This window comes from Solimonas fluminis, from assembly GCF_002930645.1.
In the GTDB taxonomy this organism is placed as follows: domain Bacteria; phylum Pseudomonadota; class Gammaproteobacteria; order Nevskiales; family Nevskiaceae; genus Solimonas_A; species Solimonas_A fluminis.
This window is the reverse complement of the sequence record NZ_PSNW01000014.1, coordinates 16,103-33,360: the sequence shown is the minus strand read 5'-3', so window position 1 is coordinate 33,360 and position 17,258 is coordinate 16,103. Positions and strand designations below refer to the sequence as shown.

Sequence of the window (17,258 nt, the reverse complement as noted above, 5' to 3'; positions counted from 1 at the left end):
TCATGCCCTCTGGGGGGCGGTAATGAATTGGACCGGCATCTCGGACCGGCGTTGCGGGGCGGCGAGCTGGTCCAGCGTCACGGCCTCCAGGGCCTCGCGGATCGCCGTGTTGATCAGGCGCCAGCCCTGGCGGGTGCCACACTGGGACTCGATGCCGCAGCTGCCCTCGTGGATCGAGCATTCGGTGACCCCGATGGGGCCTTCCAGGGCCCGGATCACCTCGGCCACCGAGACCTGGGCCGGGGCCCGCACCAGCCGGTAGCCGCCATGGGCGCCGCGGATCGACTCCAGCAGGCCGCCTCGGGTCAATGTTTTCAATAGCTTGGCGACCGTCGGGGCGGGAATGTGGCTGCGTTCGGCCAACTCCACCCCGGTATGCACGCGCGCCGGCTCGGCGGCGATGAGACTCATCACCACGGTGGCGTAATCGGCCAGCTTGCTGAGCTTGAGCATGCAATTAAGACCAAAGAAGTCCTGATTGGGGCGCGCATGTTACTGCTGTGCGCCAGCCAGGACAACCCTTGGCCGGTGGAGGGGCCTTTTCACGCGGGAGCGGCCTTGGCCGCGATCTTTCACCGGCTGGAAAGGATCGCGGCCAAGGCCGCTCCCACGGGGAGGCCGGGGTCTAGCGGATCGGCGCCGGGCAGTCGTACGGGTTGGCTTCCAGCACCGCGCGATACCGATCCGGGAAGTTCGTGAACAGGCCGTCCACGCAATAGCCCGCGATGCGCTCCAGGTCCATGGGCTCGTCGACGGTATAGGGATGCATCGCCAGCCCCAGGCCGTGGGCCTGCTGCACCAGGCTGGCACTGACGTCGCTCACCGGCGGGCCGATGCCGAAGCTGTAGCCGGCGATCAGGGCCATGGTGGCGGCATTGGTGGTGAACGGCTGCATCAGCTGGATCAGCGGAATTTCCGGATCCAGCCGGCGCATCTCCAGCAGCACGGTGGGGATGAAGGACTGCACCAGCACCTGGCGGCGCTGCACCGAGCCCTCGCGCAGGCCGTACCGGTTCATCAGGTCCAGCAGGCGCTGCGCCACCGAGGGCGGCGTCAGGTCCAGGCCCGGCTTGATCTCGATGTAGTAGTTGACCTCGCGGCCATAGCGCTGGAACACCTCCTCCAGCGTCGGAATCCTCTGCCCGACGTATTCCGGCCGGGCGCGGTCCGGATGGGTTTCGTTGAACCAGCTGCCCATGTCGCAGGTCTTCAGCTGGGCCAGGGTCTTGCTGCCGACGCTGCCGCTACAGTTCTCCGCCGGGCCGCGCGCGGTGCGGTCCAGCGTGGTGTCGTGCAGGCAGACCAGCACGCCGTCGGCGGTGGAGTAGACGTCCTGCTCGATGTACTCGGCGCCCATTTCCAGGGCCAGGTCGTAGGCGGCGAGGGTGTGTTCCGGGGCATGGCCCGAGGCGCCACGGTGGGCCACGATCACCTGGTCGGTCTTCAGGGGCGGGATGTCCGCGCCGTCGGGCTCGACCGAGGAACCGCAGGCGGCCAGCAGGCCGACGAGGATGAACAGGGCAAGGCGCATTCGATATCCCGGATGTATCCGCACAGGTTAACCTCCGCGTATGACAGAACAAGCAAGGCCGGCACCCGCCTGGGACGTGCAGAACCCCTTCGTCCAGTCCATCACGGTGGGGCCGGAGCACCTCGACGCCTTCGGCCACACCAACAACGTGGTCTACCTGCAATGGCTGGAGAAGGTCGCCTGGGCGCATTCGGTGAGCCTCGGCTTCGGCTTCGAGGACTACGAGCGTACCGGCGTGGGCTGCGTGGCGCGCCGGCACGAGCTGGACTACCTGGCGGCGACCTTCGCCGGTGACGAACTGCTGGCCGCCACCTGGATCCACGAGAACGACGGCAAGCTCAGCATGTGGCGCCGCTACCAGATCATCCGCGCGGCCGACGGCAAGACCGTCCTGCGTGGACAGACCCACTGGGTCTGCATCGACATGAAGACCGGCCGGCCGCGGCGCCAGCCGGAGGCATTCCTCAAGGCCTACGTGCCGGCGCTGCCGATACCGGCCTGAATCGGAGCGGCCTCAGTTGCACTCCTGGCCGTCGGTGCTCTTCTCCTCGACCTCGCCGTCGTCCTCTTCCGCCGGATCGGGGTCCAGGGCGTCGTAGTAGGCGTTGATCTGGTCCACCACGGCCGAGTAGAACGTATTGCGGTCGGTCTCCACGCCGCCGCCCAGCACCAGCACCCGGCCGTTGGTGCGGATCGGTTCGGTGATCAGCATCTTGGCCGAGGTGGCGAAGACGAAGTTGGTGCTGCTGGGCAGCACGTCCACCACCAGCTGGTCGGCGACCTGGATGCCGGCGGTGTAGTCGCTGGCGCCGATCACCACGGTGTTGTCGGCCAGGCCCGACTGCAGGATCAGCTGGCCCAGGTTGGGTACGCCGTCGCCGACCTGGAACTGCGGATTGCCGGCGGCATCGGTGCGGCCGTCGTTCAGCACCGGGCGATCGCCGAGCTTGCGATCGCCGGTCTCGCCCTCGTCGCTGTTGAAGCTGCCCAGGTTGGGGATGACGCGGTTGTCCTCGGTAGCCAGGCGATCCTTGACGCTGTCCAGGCCGGCGTCGGTCACGTCCACGCTCTCGGTGAAGAAGGGCAGGTTCACCAGCGGGTCCAGCTGCACCAGCGTGCCGTCGTTCAGCGTCAGTGAGCCCAGGCGCAGGGTGTTGGCCTCGATGTGCAGGTAGTCGCCGGCCAGCTCCAGCTCGGCCAGGGCCACCGTCGGCGCCTGGAAGTAGGCATTGGGTCGCGCCGAGGCCGGCAGTACGCCGGGCAGGCCGGCACCGATCTGCTCGAGCAGCGCCGGGTCGCCGCTGTACTGCGCCTGGCCATCGCCGACGCGCACCAGGCCGGCGAGGCGGATGGTCTCGCCGGCCACCACGTCCAGCCCGCCGGCGTCGATCAGGGTGCCTTCGTCGCTGATGATGCGGGCGCCTTCGAGCCGCAGCCGGTCGCCGCGTATCACGGTGGCGGCGCCGGTCGTTTCGCGGTCGTCCGCCAACTGCAGCAGGCCGCCGCTGGAGAGATGGACCTGGCCTCCGCCGAGGGTGGCCGCGGAGACGGCCAGGGCCTCGCCGGCGGAGAGCTCCAGCAGCCCGGCTTCGAGGTTGGCGCTCACGAACAGCTCCGGGGCCTCCAGGCGCAGGCGCTGTGCATCCAGTGTCGGCGCGCCCGACGGGGTCACGATCTCCAGGTATTCCCGTCCGGTCAGTGTCGCCTCGCCGATCGCGGAGTCCTGGTTGAAGTAGATGAAGCCGTGGTCGGCCGTGATATTGCGGAAGGCGACGCCGCCGTCGTTGGCGTTGAGCAGCAGGCCGCCGCTGAAGCGCGAGCTGCTCTCCAGATCGGCGACATCGAACAGGCCGACGGACCCGGTCTCGACGATGTCGCCGGCGATGCTGAGCAGGCCGCCGGGCTCGCTGCCGGAGCGTTCCAGCAGGAGGTCGGCGCCGGAGGCGGCGATGCCGCTGTCGCCGAGGACCTCGACCAGGCTGCCCGTGACCGAGACCCGCGGCGCTTCCGCGAGCGGGACCGGGCCTTCCGGTTCCGCGCCGCCGGAGATTTCGAGGTCGCCCTCCGTGGCCGTCAGGTAGGCGAAGCTGCCGTTGAGGAAGGCGCCGTGGGCGCCATCCACGAAGCCGACGGTGCCGGAGACCTGCAGGGGGCCGGCGAGCTGTACGCTGCCGTCGTCGGCGTCGGCCCAGAAGCCGGAGCCGCTGAGGGTCAGGTTGTCGCCGGCGGTGATGCGGGCGATCTCGCCAGTGACGGTGACGGGCCCCAGCAGCCTGACGTCGCCCTGCAGGCTCTTGAAGGAGGCGAAGGCGCCGTAGCCGTAAAGGTCCTGGCCGCCGGTGACCGTGCCCAGCGTGCCGGTCACGCTGACGGGGCCGTCGATCTCGGTGCGGCCTTCCTGGTCGGTGCTGCCGGAGAAGATGAACACTTCGCCGCCGAACAGGCCGCTGGAGTCGCGAGCCTCGTAGCTGCTGACCGAACCCTCGACATCCAGGCCGCCGCCGATGACGAAGGCGCCGTCCGGCAGGCCCTGCAATTCGGCCCCGGAGGCAAACACGTAGTCCTCGCCCTGGACGCGGGCGACGCTGCCGAAGAGGCGGACGTCGCCGTCGATGATCACGTCGTCGTCCACGGTGATCAGCTGCACGTAGGCGCCGTTGACGTAGAGATCGTTGAAGCCGGTGACCTCGCCATTGCTGCTGCCGGCGACATCCAGGTCACCGTCGATCTCCAGCTTGCCGTTGCCGGCGAACACCCCCAGTTCGATGCCGCGCGCGAACAGGCTGGAGCCGGCGCCGACGCCGTTCAGCGTGCCGCTGGCGCCCAGGTTGCCGTGCAGCAGGATGTCGCCCAGCTCCGTGTTGAAGCGGGCGCTGACGGCGTTGACGGTCAGCAGGTCCGATTCCGCCGAGGTGATGGCGCCGATGCTGCCCAGGAGACGGGTATCGCCGGTGACGTCGACGTGGCCGAAGCTGGAGGTCGACAGGTCGAACTCGGTGGCCTGCACGAAGGAGCCGCCGTAGACCTGTACCTCCTGCAGCCGGCCGGCGGCATAGATCGAGGTGCCCTGCAAGGGCACGCCGTCGACCAGGATGCTGCTGTCAGGGGTGATGCCGGTGCCCAGCAGCATGTCGCCCCATGCGGCGCCCATCAGTACCGAGATGCCGTTGACGAAGCTCTGGAAGCCGCCTTCGATGCGTCCGGTGGCATCGCCGCCCAGGACCAGGGCACCCTCCAGGACCAGGGCGGCGCCGTCCTCGGAGTAGGAGCCGTCGACGGCCGTCAGGCCGATTTCGGTGGCGCGCGCGAACAGCCTGTCGCCGGCGCTGACGGTGCCCAGGCTGCCCATGGCGCGGACATCGCCGCCGATCCGGATCCGGTTCAGGAAACCCGCGCCGGAATCGTCCGTGCCGCCCAGGTTCAGGTAGACGCCGTTGACGAAGGCGTCCATGCCGGCCTCGACGCTGTCCACGGAACCGTCCAGCACCACCGGGCCATCGATGCCGAGGCTGCCATCCAGGTAGCTTCGCGCGCTGACGCTCACCGCCCGGGCATAGAGATGGTCCGGCGGCAGGATTCCGCCGTCTCCGTCTTCGAGACCCGCGACGCTGTCGATGCTGCCCCGGACGTCGAGCCCGCCCCGGATCTGCTGGTCGTAGCTCGACGTGAGTGCGAGATAGCTGCCGGAAATCGCCGAGGCGTGGCCGGCCTCGACCATGCCGGTCCCGCCTTCGAGGACGATGTCTCCGGCGATGTCGATGGCCGCGGCGTCGACCAGCACGTCGGCGGCCTCCGCGCTGGTGTCGAAGCCTCCCTTCACCGAGCCGAGCGTGCCCCGCACCTCGATGCCGTCGTCCACGGACGCTTCGGTGCCGGCGGAGAAGAGGCCGCCGCTGCGGATGTCGAGGAAGGCGCCGTTGATGAAACTGGAGTACGCCGCTTCGCTGTAGCCGAGATGGCCTTCGGCGCGGATCGGCCCCGTGACACGGATGGAACCGTAGTCGGCATCCGCGTTCAGCGACACCGCCTGGACGTAGGACTCCCCGCCGACGACGATGCGGCTGGGCTCTGCGCCGGCCTCGGCATTGCCGGTAGCCGCCAGTTCCCCATCGACCGCGATGTCGCCGCCGAGGGCGCTGAGCCGGAGGAAGCTGGCCGAGGCGAAGCTCTGGTAGCCGCCCTCGACCACGCGGTTCTGCCCGGTGAGCCGGATGTCGTCTCCCACCGAGAGGTCCTGCGCCACCACGCGCAGCTCCGCGGCCTGGGCCGCGAGGTAGTCGCCGCCCAGGGTCGTGTCCATGCGGCCGGTGGCGTCGACGCCTCCGTCCAGCGCGATGTTGCCGTAGGCCGCGAAGATGCCGGCATAGGCGCCGTTGACGAAGCTGTCGCTGCCGACCACGACCGTTTCCTGTGTCGTGCCGGCGAGCCTGAGCTGGCCCTGCAGGCGCAGAGTGGCGTCGCCGTCCCCGCTGTCGACCCACTCGCCATCGGCATTCAGCACGGCGCTCGCCGCACGCACGAAGAGTCCATTGGCCGCCGCCTGTTCCGCAGGCGCATCCTCGTTGACCGGGCCGAGGGTGCCGCTGACGTCGACGTCGCCGCCGACGCCCAGCGTATCGTCGGCCTGGATGCTGAGCAGGCTGCCGGAAATCACCGAGTTGTCGCCGGTGACGATGCCGCTGGCGGTGCCGGCCAGGATCACGGACCCGTCGATGGACACCGTGGTCGCATTGATCGCCACGTTGCTGGCTTCCGCCGTCAGCTGGGCCGCGCCGGCGGTGGCGCCCAGGCCGCCGGTGAGGTCGATGCTGCCCGTGGCTGCCGCGGCCAGGGAACCCGGGTCCGCTGGCGCCGCCTGCAGCCTGAAGCGGCCGCCGTAGGCATTGATGCCGAGCGAGCTGCCGCTGACCGTGGCGGGACCGCTGGTGGTCACGGTGCCGGTGGTGCCGCGGAGGCGGATGTCGCCGCCGACATCGACATTGCCCGCGGCCAGCAGATAGCGCGTGCCGGCCTCGTCGGTGTACACGCTGCCGCCGGTCAGCAGCACCTGTGCTGCGGAGGCGCTCAGGCTGTCGGGGGCGCTGGCCGAGAGCAGGGTGCCGGTGGCGACGATGTCGCCGTTCACCGTCAGGTCGCCGTCCGGAGCCTCGAGCTTGAGGAAGACACCGTTGCTGTTGCTGTCGCCGCCGGAGACGACCCGGCTGGTGTCGCCGCTGATGTCCAGGCCGGCGGTGCCGATGCTGCCGCCGCTGGCGGTGATGACCGCGTCGGCGGCGCGGGTCTCGGTGTAGAACGACGCCACCACCTGGCCGCTCTCCAGGCCGTCCTCGTCGATGCCGATGTCGCCGTCGACCGTGACGGGGCCCGCCAGGTCGATGTCGCCGTCGTTCTGCTGCAGGAACAGCGCCGCGCCGTTGACCTCGACGTCGCTGCTGACGTCGGCGCCGGTTGCGCGGCCCCTGACCGTCAGGGCGGCGTCGAGGTCCAGCAGGCCGCCGGAGACCACCATCTCGGCATAGCCGCCACGGACCTTCAGCGCGGTGTGTCCGGTGACCGGCCCGACGCTGCCCTGGATGTCGACCGGGCCCAGCAAATGGGCTGCGGAGAGGTCATCGCCCTGGCCGGGGCCGCCGCTGGCCAGCACCTGGAAGAACGCGCCGATGGCTTCGCTCTCGCTTTCGGCGCCGAAGCGGCCGACCGTGCCCTTCACCGTCACCGGTCCGCCGAGCTTGACCTGGAGGGTGGGCGGCAGGTCTCCGCCGTCGAACTGGCCGATGGCGACCTCGGCGCCGCGGCCGAAGACCCGGGCGGTGGCGCCGCCGTCGGCACCGGCGCTCTCCAGGCTGCCCTCCACCTCGACCGGGCCGCGCAGGTCGACGCTGCCGCCCGCCGCCTCCACGCGCAGCTGGGCACCGATCGCCGACCAGTCGCTGGTGCCGTTCACGGCGCCGACATGGCCATCGAGATCGATCAGGCCCGTCACCGTGATGTCGCCGCCGTCGCTAAAGAGGTCGACCCGGGCGCCGCGCACCGCGAAATCGTCGGCGCCGTCGAAGCCGGCGACCGTGCCCTCGGCCCTGATGCCGCCATTGACGGTGATCGGGCCGCTGCCGCCGTCGAGCGCGATCGCGGCCGCCACGATGCTGTTCAGGCCGCCATCCTCCGCGGTGAGGGCGAGGTTGCCGCGGACCGCCAGGTCGCCGGTGCTGATGCCCTGAGCGGCCTGCATGACGATGAAGTAACCCGCCTCGACCGCGCCGGTGGTGATCGAACCGCTGTCGGTGCCGGAGTAGGCTTCGAAGCCACCGTCGAGCCGGACGCGGTTGGCGGTGTTGGCGAAGCTCACCGAGCCGTCGCTGCCGCGGTCGAACAGGCCGTTGTCGGAATTGATCGTGCCGGCGCCCAGCAGCAGGCTGCCGCCAAGGACGCCGGCGACGGTCGAGCGGCCATCGAGCACGCCGTCGACGATGTTGCCGTCCGCATCCAGGTCGCTCAGGTCCTCGACCCGTACGCCGTCGGCGGAAGCGACGATGTAGCTTTCGCCGACGGCCAGCCGGGACTCCAGGTCGTCCTCGCAGATGTTGGCGTCGCAGCCGCCATTGGCGGAGCCGTTGCCGATCACCAGGGGATTGGCGGCGGGGTCCAGGCGGACACGCCCCCCGGCTCCCACGCGGATGTCGCCATGCACGTAGAGGTCCTGGTAGCCGGATAGTCCTGCCTCGCCGCCGCGCCGGTCGCCGCGGGCATCGATGCCCGCGCCACGCTCGAAGCGCAGCACGCCCTGCGCGAGGGCGCCGACGCGGCCGCCCGCGGCATCCGGACCGCCGCCGATGGTGAGAATCCGCGATCCGTCCAGGATCCGGATGTCCGCATCGCTGTCCATCCGGACTTGCCCGCCGTCCTGGCCGTCCACGCCGGAGGCGTCGATGACGCCGGCATGTGCGATATCGCCGCCCTCTGCCCGCAGGAACACGGCGCCATCATGCTCCTCGATGGACTGCGCCGTGATGCGCCCGCGGTTGTTCACTGCCATGCCGACCAGCCCCTGGGCCAGCTGCGCACTCATCAGCACACGGCCGCCGTTGGCGGTGATCTCGCCGCCATTGTCGGCGCCGGCCGCGGCCCCCAGCGCCGCGCGGTCGATGGAGAAACCGACCAGGCCGCTGCCGTCCAGCGAGAGCGTCATGGCGGTGCCGGAAACCAGGGCCACCTCGCCGAGCTGCGCCGAAACCAGGCCCTCGTTCGAGACTCCGGCAGCGGCCAGCACGACGAAGCCGCCGTCGGCGGCTTCGATGTGCCCATGGTTGACGACGCGGGCCTGGCTGCCGGCGCTGCCGGCGAAGACCAGCCTCCCGGAAAGAAAGTCCTGGTCGGCGATGTCCAGCGTCGTCGCCACCAGCGATGCGGTATCCACCCGCGCGCCGGCGCCGAACATCACGCCCTGCGGATTGATGATGAAGACCCGGCCGTTGGCGGACAGGTTGCCCAGGATCTCCGAGGGCAGGCCGCCGACCACGCGGTTCAGTACCGCGGCCGAGGCGCTGGGCTGCGAGAATTGCACGAACTCGCCCTGCGCGATCGAGAAATCCTGCCAGTTGATGATGGCCGCGGACGAGGTCTGGTCGATGTGCAGCGTGCCCGGCAGGGGACTGCCGATGCTGGCCGCGCCGGCCGTGACGACGCCGCCCGAGGGCGTGGCCAGCGCGAGCCCCGGGGCGAAGCCGGCGGCCGCTGCCAGCCTTGCTATGAGCTGCCTGCGGAATCCCGGCCTCTTTTCTGTCATGACGGCAGCCCCCCGGCTCCCCTGCGTACACTTGCCCGCCATGCTGTCAGCGGACGCCCCCGCCCGTCGTGTGGCGCGTCACATCGCGGCATCATCCAGCCAGACCACGCGGGATTCCTGTCCCAGTTCTGCGGCGACGATCGCATTCTGCCGGTAACGCCGCCCGAGTTCGACGGCTCGTTCAGGGGGCGGATCGATCAGCAGGAAACCCGGTTCATCGGGCCACTGCCCCGACGGATCGCGATGCAGGCTGCGATGCCACGCTTGCGAAAGGGCATGAAGTTCGCCTTCCAACTGATTGTAAAGACGCTGATTGGCAGCCGCGTCAAGGCGTTCCGAACGGGGGTTGCAGGGCGTCAGCAGTGCCCAGTTCCGGCGGCAGCTGCCGCTCCCCGCCAGGCGGCGGTCCGCCTGCGGGTCGGCGGGGCCGACGCGCAGGACCAGTTCGCCGTCCGGCAGCCAGGCCAGGTACAGCGCCTGGCGGTAGGCCTTCTCCAGCCCGGCCCTGTTCACGCCGCCGCGCGCGCCAGCAGGTCGTCGAACAGCAGGGCCAGGGTTTCGAGCTGGTCGTTGAGCGTATGCCCGGAGTCCAGCAGGTGCAGTTCCGCGCGGTTGCGGCGCGCAAAGTCGAGGCCGCGTTCCACCGGCACGATGTCGTCGCTCCAGCCGTGGACCACGCTGCACAGGGCAGGGATGCCCTGCGGCTCCTCGTCCCAGCCCGGGAAGTACAGGGCAGGAGCCATCAGGAACAGGGCGCGCGGGCGCAGGGCCGCGCAGGCCTGCGCCGAGACGTAGCCGCCCATGCTCGAGCCCGCCAGCACCAGGCTCTGCCGCGCCCGCGGTGCCAGGGCGAGCAACTGGGCCACGCGCTCGCGGGCATCGTGGGTGTGACTATAATCCGGGCTGAGGACTTCGTAGCCGCGCTGCCGCGCGGTCACGGCGAGGTGCTGGATCTTGGTGCCCCAGGGGCCGGATTCCTTGCCATGGGCGAAAACCACGAGACGAGCGGGAATGTCTTTCATGTCTGAACGCTGGCTGACGACCGGAGCATTATGAAGCCCGACGAGGACAAGCAGGCGGACGGCGAGCGCCTGAGCCTGGCCGAGCGCCGCCGCAAGCGCCGGCGCGAGCGCAAGCAGCCGCTGGAAGTGCGCATGACCATGCGCTTCAAGTTCGGCGACGAGGCGGACGACGTCATCACCATGATGGACGACCGCTCGATCCCGATGGTCGACAACGTGTTCAAGAACCGCGACAAGATCGTGCGCGGCTTTGTCGGCCTGCTGGTGCGTGCCGGGCTGAAGCAGCCCAAGGTCGCCGGCGAAGTGTTCCCCCTGCTCAAGCTGCTGCGCAACAAGCGTTCATGAAAGGCATACAGATCTTCAATGCCGTCGCCATGGCGACGGCCGCTTCCTTTGCGGCCACCATCGGCGTGGTCACCCTGCTGTATGCCGTCTACCTCGACGCCGAGCCGCGCCTGCGCGAGGACTGGCCGCTGGTGCTGACGACCTTCCTGGTGTTCTGCGTGCTGCTGCTGCTGTCGGCGCTGACGTTCTACGCCCACCGCCGGGAGAAGACCTGGCGCTGGCCGATGGAGGCGGTGCTGTTCCTGGGCATCGCCGCCGGCGGCGGCATCCTGTACCGCGCGCTGCTCTAAGGCATCCGATGCAACTGCCACCGCCGCGGCAGTGGGAGCCCCTCAGCTTCGTGCCGATCCTCGCCGGGCTGTGCTGGCTGCTGCCGGACGCGGGTGGCGGCTGGCTGCTGTGGGCACTGCCGCCCGGCGTGCTGCTGCTGTCCTGCGGCACGGCGCTGCTGCTGTTCCCCGGTGATCCGCGCATCAGCGCCTACATGGCCCTGGCCGGCTTCCTGGGCGTGCTGTTCTTCCTGCCGGCCTGGATCGCGGGCGGCTTCTGGCCGGCGCTGCTGGCGCTGGCCGGCAGCGCCGCGAGCTTCATGGCCGCCGGCCGCGCGGCGCTGACCCGCGAGCCCCAGGGACTGGAGGTGCCGGCGCCGGAGCGCGGTCCCCGGATGGACCTCAAGGTCGGCATGGATGAGGCCGTGCTGGGCTACTTCGTCGGCGGTGCGCGCATGCCGGCCGGGGAGCAGGCGCTGCAGGTCTGTCGGCAGGCCGAGCAGATGCTCGCCGCCATCCGCCAGCGTGGGCTGGACCGGGATCCCGCCGCGCTGCATCCGGAACCGCCGGCTCCGGCACGCGCCTACATCCAGAAGGCCCGCCACCGGGGGCAGGACCATGAAGTCCTGCGCTTCGACAGCGGCTTCGTGCCCGATGCGGGCCTGCCGGGAGCGGCGGCCTGGAACGCCCATGAGCGCAACCGTGAGTGCCATGTGCGCCTGCTGCGCCACCCGGGGCCGCCGCGACCCTGGCTGCTGTGCATCCACGGCTACCGCATGGGCACGCCGTGGCTGGACTTCAGCCTGTTCAGTCCCCGCTGGCTGCATCATCGCCTGGGCTTCAACCTGATCCTGCCGGTACTGCCGCTGCATGGGCCGCGCCGCATCGCCGCCCGCAGCGGCGATCATTACCTGGACGGCGATCCGCTGGACCTGGTCCACGCCCAGTCGCAGGCGCTGTGGGACCTGCGGCGGAGCCTGGCCTGGCTGCGCCAGAACGAGGGCCGGGCGCGGGTCGGGGTCATGGGCTACTCGCTGGGGGGCTACAACGCCGCCTTGCTGGCGTCCTACGAGCGCGAGCTCGACTTCACGCTGGCGGTGATCCCGGTGACGGACTTCGCCTCGGCACTGATGCGCTTCGTGCCACCCGGACACCTGCGCTACTACCGCGAGCATGGCCTGGACGAACAGCGCTACCGCGACATCCTGCAGGTGGTCTCTCCCCTGGCGAGGGCGCCGCTGCTGCCGCGCGAGCGGCTGCACCTGGTCGCCGCCGCCGCCGACCGCATCGTCCTGCCCGACCACCCGCAGAGGCTGGCTCGGCACTGGGGCGTGCCGGTCACCTGGTACCAGGGTTCCCACCTGTCCATCCGCTACGAGCGCGAGCCCGGCCTGGTGCTGCGCCACGCCGCCGCCGCCGCCGGCTGGCCGCTGGCCTGAACCCCGGCCGGGGAAGGCGGGATTTCCCGCCGCCGAGCCGGCCGGCAGGCTAGAATCGGTCCATCACCTTGCCCCCCCATTCTCCCGGATTCCCCCATGAAACGAGTTGCCATCACCGGCACCGGCTTGTTCACTCCGCCGCACAGCATCAGCAACGACGAGCTGGTGGCCTGCTACAACCGCTATGTCGAGCGCTACAACGCCGAGCATGCCGAGGACATCGCCGCCGGCACCGTGCCCGCCCTGGCGCCGTCGTCGTCCGAATTCATCGTCAAGGCCTCCGGTATCAAGTCGCGCTACGTCATGGACAAGGAGGGCGTGCTCGATGTGGATGTGATGCGCCCGCGCTACCGCACCCGCTCGGACGACGAGCCCTCGATCCTGGTGGAGATGGGCCTGGCCGCGGCGCGGCAGGCACTGGAGCGCGCCGGCCGCAAGCCGGAGGACGTGGACTTCGTGCTGGTGGCCTGCTCCAACATGCAGCGCGGCTACCCGGCGATGGCAGTGGAACTGCAGCACCACCTCGGCATCACCGGCTACGGCTACGACATGAACGTGGCCTGCGCCTCGGCGGCCTTCGGCATCCAGGCCGCGGTGGATGCGGTGCGCATGGGCAGCGCCCGCGCGGCGCTGGTGGTGAGCCCGGAGGTCTGCTCGGGCCATCTCAACTTCCGCAACCGCGACTGCCACTTCATCTTCGGCGACGCCTGCACGGCGGTGCTGGTGGAGCCGCTGGAGACGGCGGTGGCGCCGGTGCGCTTCGAGGTGCTGGGCACGCGCCTGCAGACGCAGTTCTCCAACAACATCCGCAACAACTTCGGCTTCCTCAATGCCTGCGAGATACCGCCGCGTCCCTGGGACGACGTGCTGTTCCACCAGGAGGGCCGCAAGGTCTTCAAGGAAGTGGTGCCGATCGCCTCCGAACTGATCGTGAGCCACCTGACCGACCTGGGCCTTGCGCCGGATTCGGTGCGCCGCTTCTTCCTGCACCAGGCCAACCTGGGCATGAACCAGCTGATCTCCAAGCGCGTGCTGGGCCGCGACCCCGGGCCGGACGAGGCCCCGGTGACGCTGGACGAATACGCCAATACCAGTTCCGCCGGTTCGGTGATCGCCTTCCACAAGCATCACGAGGACCTCCGGTCCGGCGATCTGGCCGTGCTCTGCGCCTTCGGAGCCGGCTACTCCGCCGGCTCCGTGGTCATGAAGCGGCTGTGAACCCGGCCCCGCAGCAGCGGTCCAAGCGCCACTTCAGGTCACACAGGCACCCATGAGCGAACAGCAATCCTCCTCGGCCCTCGGCCGCTTCTTCAACCGGCTCTGGAAGGTCGCGGTCATCGTCTACCGCGCCCTGTTCATCCTCAGCCTGGCGATCGGCCTGTTCGTGATGTTCACCTTCTTCAGCGGCGGCACGCCGCCGAAGATCGAGGACAACGTGGCGCTGATCCTGGCGCCCAGCGGAGCCCTGGTCGAGCAGATCGACCAGGACCCGGGCCAGCACCTGGTGGAGAACCTGCGCGGCGAGCCGCCCTCGCAGACGCTGCTGCGCGACCTGATCGACGCCCTGGACCTGGCCCGCGACGACTCGCGCATCGCCTTCGCCGTGCTCAAGCTCGACGCCCTGGCCGACGCCGGCCTGCCGCAGCTCGAGGAACTGGGCGCCGCGATCAAGCGCTTCCAGGCCGCCGGCAAGAAGGTCATTGCCTACAGCCCGTGGTACGAGCAGGCGCCGTACTTCGCCGCCGCGCTGGCCGACGAGGTGGTGGTGGACCCGCAGGGCATGGTCCACATCGAGGGCTTCAGCGTCTACCAGAACTACTTCAAGGACGCGCTCGACAAGCTGGGCGTGCGCATCAACGTGTTCCGCGTCGGCGAGTACAAGTCGGCGGTGGAGCCGTTCACGCGCAACGACATGTCCGAGGATGCGCGGCAGGCCAACATCGCCTGGCTGGGCGATCTCTGGACCGACTACGCCCAGGGCGTGGGCGGTGCGCGCAAGCTGCCCGAGAACGGCGTGGTGAACTATGTCAGCGGCATGCGCCAGGCGCTGGAAGCCGGTGGCGGCGACACCGCGGCCTATGCAAGGAAGGCCGGGCTGGTCACGCACGTCGAGACGCTCAAGCAGTTCCGCCAGCGCATGGGCGCGATCGTCGGCATCGACGACGACCACGGCAGCTTCCGCCAGGTGCACTTCAGCGAGTACCTGCGCGCCATGCAGCATGCCAAGATGCCGTCCGCAACCGGCAAGGCCGGCAAGGTCGCGCTGGTGGTGGTGCAGGGCGAGATCGTCGATGGCCCGGGCGACGTCGGCCAGGCGGGTGGCGACACCATTTCCGACCTGCTGGACCAGGCGCGCCGCGACAAGGATGTGGCCGCCGTCGTGCTGCGCGTGGACTCCCCGGGCGGCAGCGTCTGGGCCTCCGAGCAGATCCGCCGCGAGGTGGAGGCGCTCAAGGCCGAGGGCAAGCCGGTGGTGGCCTCGATGTCCACCGTCGCCGCCAGCGGCGGCTACTGGATCTCGATGGATGCCAACCAGATCTGGGCGCACAGCACCACGATCACCGGCTCCATCGGCATCTTCGGCCTGATCCCGACCATCGACCAGGCGCTGGGCAAGGTCGGCGTGCATACCGACGGCGTCGGCACCACGCCTCTCGCCGGCAGCCTGCGGCTGGACCGCCCGCTGTCGCCGGAAATCTCCAGCATCATCCAGTCCCAGATCGACAAGGGCTACCGTGACTTCATCGGCGGCGTCTCCAAGGCGCGCAAGCTGCCGCTGGAGAAGGTGGACGAGATCGCTCGCGGCCGTGTCTGGAGCGGCGGCGACGCCAAGGCCCTGGGGCTGGTCGATCAGCTCGGCGGCCTGGAGGACGCGGCGGATGCCGCGGCCAAGCTCGCCAGCCTCGATCCGGAAAGCTACCAGCTGGAGGAGTACAGCCCCGACCGCGGCTTCCCCTTCGACTTCCTTCTGCCGTTCTCCGGCAGCATCAGGCTTGATTTCCTGCCGGCCGGCACCACGCGCTGGCTGGCGACCCTGCTGCAGCGCACCGACGCCGAACGCGCCCTGCGCAGCCTCAACGACCCGCGTGGCATGTACGCCAACTGCTATTGCACGCCGAGCATGGGCGGCAGCATCATGGGACGCTGATGGCTGATGCCTCCCTCTGCGCACCGCCGGCTCTGCCGGCGGTCCCCCTCTCTCCCGCTGGGAGGGAGCGGGGAGGCGGAGCTTCGCCGCATGCCTAGGATCGGCATCGGCGACATCGACGTCCACTACGTCGAGGCGGGCGCCGGTGACCCGCTGGTGCTGGTTCATGGGCTCGGCGGTTCCTGGGCCGACTGGGACTACCAGATCCGCGCCTTCGGCGAGCACTACCGCGTGCTGGCGCCGGACCTGCGCGGCTTCGGCGACACGCCGATCGGCGAGCGGGGGCCGGGGGTCGCGCAGTTCGTGGACGACCTGCGCCGCTTCCTGGATGCCGTCGGCGTCGAAAGCTGCCTGCTGGTCGGCCACAGCATGGGCGGCGCGGTCTGCCTGCAGTTCGCGCTGCAGCATCCGCAGCGGGTGCGGCGCCTGGTGATCGCCAACAGCGTGCCGGGCTTCCGCCCGCGTACCTCGCGCCAGTACTTCGAGATCGGCTACCGCCTGCTGGTGATGGGCCTGCTGGGGCCGGCGCGCCTGTCGCGCATCAGTGCCCGGCGCATGTTCCCGGGGCCGGAGAACGAAGGCCTGCGGGCCAAGGTGATCGCGCGTGGCGCCCGCAACACGCGCCGTGCCTACCTGGGCTCCCTCTGCCGGCTGGTGCAGTGGTCGGTGATCGACCGTCTGCCGGAGCTGAAGATGCCGACCCTGGTGGTGGGGGCCGGGCAGGACTACTTCGATCATGACGACGTCGTGAAGTTTGCCCATGCGCTGCCGCGCGGCTATCTCCACTGGTTTGCCGAAGGACGCCACGGCCTGCCGTCCGAAGCACCGGAGGCCTTCAATCCGGTCCTGCTGAAATTCTTCCGCCGCAAGGTGGCCCCGTGAGCGCCGCTCCGATAGGCGTCTTCGACTCCGGCGTCGGCGGCATTTCGGTGCTGCGCGAGATCCGGCGCCTGCTGCCCGGCGAGAATCTCGTCTACTACGCCGACAGCGGCCACTGCCCCTATGGCGGCAAGACCCGCGAGCAGATCCAGGCGCGGGCCGTGGCGATCACCGAGTACCTGATGGCGCGGGGCGCCAAGCTGATCGTGGTGGCCTGCAACACCGCCACCATCGCGGCGGTGGAGCAGCTGCGCGCCACCTACCCGATGCCCTTCGTCGGCATGGAGCCGGCGGTGAAGCCGGCGGCGGCGCAGACCCGCAGCGGCGTGGTCGGCGTGCTGGCCACCGGCGCGGCCCTGGCCGGCGACAAGTTCCACAAGCTGGTCGCCGACCATGCCCGCGGCGTGCGCGTGATCACCCAGCCCTGTCCAGGGCTGGTGGAGCAGGTCGAGGCCGGCCTGCTGGATACGCCGGAGACCCGTGCGCTGGTCGAGCGCTATACCGCGCCGCTGCTGCAGCAGGGCGCCGACGTGATGGTGCTGGGCTGCACCCATTATCCCTTCCTGCGCCCGCTGATCCAGGACGTGGTGGGCAAGGACGTGAGCCTGATCGACACCGGCGCCGCGGTGGCGCGGCAGGCCCAGCGCCTGCTGGAGCGGGAAGGGCTGGTCAACGATGCCGGGACGGCCGGCAGCATCGAATGGCAGGGCAGCGGCGATGCCGTGCAGCTGGAAAAGCTGCGGCGGCTGCTGATGCCGGACGGCTCATAAGCGACGCACGAGCGGCCGTTGGCCGCGAAAGCAGGTCGAGATGATGACCGCGCTTCGCGGCCAACGGCCGCT

The 17,258-nt window shown here is 70.0% G+C and carries 13 protein-coding genes; 8 read left to right on the top strand and 5 right to left on the bottom strand.

Going from position 1 to position 17,258, the window contains the following annotated elements; translation table 11 throughout:
* Window positions 1-453: an SUF system Fe-S cluster assembly regulator gene (locus tag C3942_RS19210; protein ID WP_104231994.1), complete on the bottom strand. Its 453-nt coding sequence runs from the start codon at window positions 451-453 to the stop codon at window positions 1-3.
* Window positions 454-625: 172 nt separating this feature from the next.
* Window positions 626-1,531: a glycerophosphodiester phosphodiesterase gene (locus C3942_RS19205; protein ID WP_104231993.1), complete on the bottom strand. Its 906-nt coding sequence runs from the start codon at window positions 1,529-1,531 to the stop codon at window positions 626-628.
* A 40-nt stretch (window positions 1,532-1,571) separates the two neighbouring features.
* Between C3942_RS19205 and C3942_RS19200 the strand changes: the two genes are divergently transcribed.
* Window positions 1,572-2,033, top strand: a complete 462-nt coding sequence (locus C3942_RS19200; protein ID WP_104231992.1) for an acyl-CoA thioesterase — start codon at window positions 1,572-1,574, stop codon at window positions 2,031-2,033.
* A gap of 12 nt (window positions 2,034-2,045) precedes the next feature.
* On the opposite strand, the gene C3942_RS19195 is transcribed toward C3942_RS19200, so the two are convergent.
* The 3 genes from C3942_RS19195 to C3942_RS19185 form a co-directional block, all read right to left on the bottom strand.
* Window positions 2,046-9,314 carry a two-partner secretion domain-containing protein gene (locus C3942_RS19195; RefSeq protein WP_165797539.1) on the bottom strand — a complete coding sequence of 2,423 codons (7,269 nt, stop codon included), beginning with the start codon at window positions 9,312-9,314 and terminating at the stop codon, window positions 2,046-2,048.
* Window positions 9,315-9,392: 78 nt separating this feature from the next.
* Window positions 9,393-9,827: a DUF3293 domain-containing protein gene (locus tag C3942_RS19190; RefSeq protein ID WP_104231990.1), complete on the bottom strand. Its 435-nt coding sequence runs from the start codon at window positions 9,825-9,827 to the stop codon at window positions 9,393-9,395.
* Window positions 9,824-10,336 (bottom strand): alpha/beta fold hydrolase, encoded by a 513-nt coding sequence (locus C3942_RS19185; RefSeq protein WP_104231989.1) that lies wholly within the window; start codon window positions 10,334-10,336, stop codon window positions 9,824-9,826. The genes C3942_RS19190 and C3942_RS19185 overlap by 4 nt, the downstream gene beginning before the upstream one ends.
* 30 nt (window positions 10,337-10,366) lie before the next feature.
* Here C3942_RS19185 and C3942_RS19180 point away from each other — a divergent pair, with 30 nt between their 5' ends.
* The 7 genes from C3942_RS19180 (at window position 10,367) to murI (ending at window position 17,186) form a co-directional block, all read left to right on the top strand.
* Window positions 10,367-10,681, top strand: a complete 315-nt coding sequence (locus tag C3942_RS19180; protein WP_243393675.1) for a hypothetical protein — start codon at window positions 10,367-10,369, stop codon at window positions 10,679-10,681.
* Window positions 10,678-10,971, top strand: a complete 294-nt coding sequence (locus C3942_RS19175; RefSeq protein ID WP_104231988.1) for a hypothetical protein — start codon at window positions 10,678-10,680, stop codon at window positions 10,969-10,971. The genes C3942_RS19180 and C3942_RS19175 overlap by 4 nt, the downstream gene beginning before the upstream one ends.
* Before the next feature lie 8 nt (window positions 10,972-10,979).
* Entirely contained in the window at window positions 10,980-12,389 is a 1,410-nt protein-coding gene (locus tag C3942_RS19170; protein WP_104231987.1) for an alpha/beta hydrolase family protein, read from the top strand.
* 96 nt (window positions 12,390-12,485) lie between these two features.
* Window positions 12,486-13,607 (top strand): beta-ketoacyl-ACP synthase III, encoded by a 1,122-nt coding sequence (locus tag C3942_RS19165; RefSeq protein WP_104231986.1) that lies wholly within the window; start codon window positions 12,486-12,488, stop codon window positions 13,605-13,607.
* Between the two features lie 52 nt (window positions 13,608-13,659).
* Window positions 13,660-15,537: a signal peptide peptidase SppA gene (gene sppA / locus C3942_RS19160; protein WP_104231985.1), complete on the top strand. Its 1,878-nt coding sequence runs from the start codon at window positions 13,660-13,662 to the stop codon at window positions 15,535-15,537.
* A gap of 90 nt (window positions 15,538-15,627) precedes the next feature.
* Window positions 15,628-16,419 carry an alpha/beta fold hydrolase gene (locus C3942_RS19155; protein ID WP_165797538.1) on the top strand — a complete coding sequence of 264 codons (792 nt, stop codon included), beginning with the start codon at window positions 15,628-15,630 and terminating at the stop codon, window positions 16,417-16,419.
* Entirely contained in the window at window positions 16,416-17,186 is a 771-nt protein-coding gene (gene murI, locus C3942_RS19150; protein WP_104231983.1) for a glutamate racemase, read from the top strand. Before C3942_RS19155 ends, murI begins: the two co-directional genes overlap by 4 nt.
* Window positions 17,187-17,258: the final 72 nt, after the last annotated feature.